The organism is Mycobacterium timonense, assembly GCF_025821985.1.
Classification (GTDB): Bacteria; Actinomycetota; Actinomycetes; order Mycobacteriales; family Mycobacteriaceae; genus Mycobacterium; species Mycobacterium avium.
Genome location: NZ_JACKSY010000110.1, coordinates 1 through 4,123 on the forward strand (window position 1 = coordinate 1; position 4,123 = coordinate 4,123).

The 4,123-nt window shown below is 71.4% G+C and carries 1 pseudogene; it reads left to right on the forward strand.

Annotated elements, in window-relative coordinates:
- Positions 1-4,123 (forward strand): annotated as a pseudogene (locus tag H7I87_RS26340) (amino acid adenylation domain-containing protein); the annotation flags it as partial.

Genomic DNA, 4,123 nt, shown 5'->3' on the forward strand with positions numbered 1-4,123 from the left:
TGGTGGCGCGCCGATCGGTATCGACGTGGAGGGTCACGGGCGGCACGAGGAGATCGCCTCGGGGGTGGATCTGTCTCGTACGGTGGGCTGGTTCACCACGAAATATCCTGTGGCACTGAGGATGAGCCGGCGTCTGGATTGGGCGCGGGTGGTGGCGGGGGAGGCCGCGCTGGGCGCGGTGATCAAGGATGCCAAGGAGCAGTTGCGGGCGCTGCCCGACGGCCTGAGCTACGGGTTGCTGCGCTACTTGAACCCCGAGATCGAGGTGCAGGGGCCGGATCCGGTGATCGGATTCAACTACCTGGGCCGGCTCGGCGGCGCGGCCGCCGACCTGTCCGACGAGCACTGGCGCCTCAGCCCCGACAGTCCCTCGGTGAGCGCCGCGGCCGCGGCGATCCCACTGCCGTTGGGACATACCGTCGAACTCAACGCCGGCACCATGGACACCGACGCCGGCCCGCAGTTGCACGCCAACTGGACCTGGGCGCGCTCCGTGCTCACCGACGAGCAGCTAAACCGGTTGAGCCGGTTGTGGTTCGAGGCGCTGACCGGCATCTGCGCGCACGTGCAGGCCGGCGGCGGCGGGCTGACGCCGTCCGACATCGCAGCTGGAACGGCGCTACGACGTCGCCGACATCCTGCCGCTGACCCCGCTGCAGCAGGGGCTGCTGTTCCACGCGACCGGAAGCCATGCCGAGGGCGACGTCTACGCGGTGCAGCTGAGCGTCACGCTGCGCGGCGCCCTCGACCCGCACCGGCTACACCGCGCCCTGCACACCGTCGTCACCCGCCACCCGAACCTGGCCGCCCGCTTCTGCCCCGAGCTCGGCGAGCCGGTGCAGATCATTCCCGCCGAACCCGAAATAGCTTGGCGCTACCTCGAACTCGACGCCAGCGACGTCGACGAACAGCTCGAGCAGCTGTCCGCGGACGAACGCGCCGCGGTGCGAGAGCTCGGCGACCGCCCGCCGTTTGGCGCCGCGCTGATCCGCACCGCGGACACGGAACACCGGTTCGTGCTCACCGTCCACCACCTGGTGATGGACGGTTGGTCGCTGCCGGTGCTGCTGCAGGAAATCTTCGCCTGCTACTACGGTGCCCGGCTGCCGGCGCCGGCGCCGTACCGCGGCTTCGTCACCTGGCTGGCGGCCCGCGACGTGCCGGCCGCCCGCGCCGCATGGCGCGCGGTGCTCGACGGTTTCGACACCCCCACCCTGGTGGCCCCGCGGGGTGCCGACGCGCCCGGGCGGCGCGGGGTCGCCTCGTTCCGGATGGCGGCCGAAACCACCAGCGCGGTAAGCGAACTCGCACGCCGCCGCCGCACCACCGTCAACACCGTGTTGCAGGCCGCCTGGGCGCAGCTGCTGATGATGCTGACCGGCCAGCACGACGTCGCGTTCGGCACCGCCGTCTCCGGCCGGCCGGCCGAGCTGCCCGGCGCCGAGTCGATGGTCGGGCTGTTGATCAACACCGTCCCGGTGCGCGCCCGCGCCGCCGCGGCGACCACCATCGCGGATCTCCTCGACCAGCTGCAGTGCGCCCACAACGACACCGTGGAGCATCAGCATTTGGGACTCAACGAAATCCACCGCGTCACCGGACAGGACCAACTCTTCGACACCCTGCTGGTCTACGAGAACTATCCGATCGACACCGCCGCGCTGTCGGCCGCCGACGACCTCACCGCCACCGAATTCAGCTGCCACGACTACAACCACTACCCGCTGTCGCTGCAGGTGGTGCCCGGCGACGAACTGGGCCTTCGCCTCGAATTCGACACCGACGTGTTCGACCCGGCGGCCATCGACACCCTGGCCGACCGGTTGCGGAGGCTGCTGGCCGCCATGCCCGCCGACCCGGACCGCCCGTTGCGATCACTGGACCTGCTCGACTCCACCGAGCACACCCGGCTGCAACGGTGGGGCAACCGGCCGGCGCTGAGCCGGCCGGCAACCGGGCCGTCGCTGCCGGAGTTGTTCACCGCACAGGTCGCCAACGCTCCGCACGCCGTCGCGCTGCGCTGCGCCGGCCGCTCGATGACCTATCGCGAACTCGACGAGGCGTCGACCCGGCTGGCCCACCTGCTGGCCGGCCACGGCGCCACCCCGGGTTGCTTTGTGGCACTGCTGTTTTCCCGGTCGGCCGAGGCGATCGTCGCGATGCTGGCGGTGCTGAAAACCGGCGCGGCCTACCTGCCGATCGACCCGGCGCTGCCGGCGACCCGCATCGAGTTCATGCTCGGCGACGCCGCACCCGTCGTCGCGGTCAGCACCGCCGGCCTGCGCGCCCGGCTGGAGGCCTTCGGCCTGCCGGTCGTCGACGTCGCCGCCACCGGCGCCCAGCCCGGCGGCCCGTTGCCGCCGCCCGCGCCCGACAACATCGCCTATCTGCTCTACACGTCCGGGACCACCGGCGTCCCCAAAGGCGTTGCGGTCACCCACCGCAACGTCGCCCAGCTGCTCGAGTCCCTGCACGCGTCGCTGCCCGGCACCGGGGTGTGGTCGCAGTGCCACTCCTACGGCTTCGACGTCTCGGTCCAGGAGATCTGGGGCGCCCTGGCCGGCGGGGGCCGGCTGGTGGTGGTGCCCGAGTCGGTGACCAGCTCACCCGACGAGCTGCACGCGCTGCTGATCGCCGAGAACGTCACCGTGCTCAGCCAGACACCGTCGGCGCTGGCGGCGCTGTCACCACGAAACCTGCACGCGGCGTTGGTGATCGGCGGCGAGCCCTGCCCGGCCGCGCTCGCCGACCGGTGGGCGCCCGGCCGGGTGATGATCAACGCCTACGGCCCCACGGAAACCACCGTCGACGCGGTGCTCAGCACACCGCTGGCCGCCGGCGCCGGAGCACCCCCACTCGGCTCCCCGGTAGCAGGTGCGACGCTGTTCGTGCTGGATGGATGGCTGCGGCCGGTGCCTGCCGGTGTGACCGGCGAGCTCTATATCGCCGGCGCCGGGGTGGCCGCCGGCTATCTGGGCCGCGCCGGTCTGACGGCGGCGCGGTTCGTGGCCTGCCCGTTCGGCGGCGCCGGTGCGCGAATGTACCGCACCGGCGATCTGGTGCGCTGGGATCGCGACGGCCGGCTGCACTACGTCGCCCGGGCCGATCAGCAGGTCAAGATCCGCGGCCACCGCATCGAGCTGGGCGAAATCCATTCTGCGCTGGCCGAACTGGACGGCGTCGAGCAGGCGGCGGTGATCGCCCGCGAGGACCGCCCCGGCGAGAAACGGATCGTCGGCTACCTCACCGGCACCGCCGACCCGGCGGCGATCCGCGCCCGGCTGGCCGAGCGGTTGCCGGCCTACATGGTTCCCGCCGCGGTGCTGGCGATCGAGGCGCTGCCGTTGACTCCCAACGGGAAACTGGACGCCCGGGCCCTGCCAGCGCCGGAATACGCGGGCGGGGCATACCGGGCGCCATCCACTCCCACCGAGGAGATCATCGCCGGCATCTACACCCAGGTGCTTGGCCTGCACAGGGTTGGTGTCGACGACTCGTTCTTCGACCTGGGCGGTGATTCGCTGTCGGCGATGCGGGTGATCGCCGCCGTCAACGCCGGCCTCGACGCCCGGCTGTCGGTGCGAGTGTTGTTCGAAGCGCCCACCATTGCGCAACTGGCGGCGCGCCTCGGCGAAGGCGGGCACCGGTTCGCCGCGGTGGTGGCCGCCGAGCGGCCGGCGGTGGTGCCGTTGTCGTTCGCGCAGTCGCGGCTGTGGTTCATCGGCCAGCTGCACGGGCCGTCCCCGGTGTACAACATGGTGGCCGCGCTGCGGCTGCACGGGCCGGTGGACATCGGCGCGCTGGGCGCCGCACTGCATGATGTCGTGACCCGGCACGAGAGCCTGCGCACGGTGTTCGCCGCGACCGACGGGACGCCCGCCCAAGTGGTGCTGCCGCCCGACCGTGCCGACATCGGCTGGCAGGTCATCGACGCCAGTGGCTGGTCGCCGGCCCGAGTGGATGACGCCATCCGCGACACCGCCCGGCATACCTTTGACTTGGCTGCTGAAATTCCGTTGCGTGCAGTGCTTTTGCGGTGTGGTGTCGAGGAGCATTTGTTGGTGGCGGTGGTGCATCATATTGCCGCGGACGGGTGGTCGTTGACGCCGTTGGTGCGTGACTT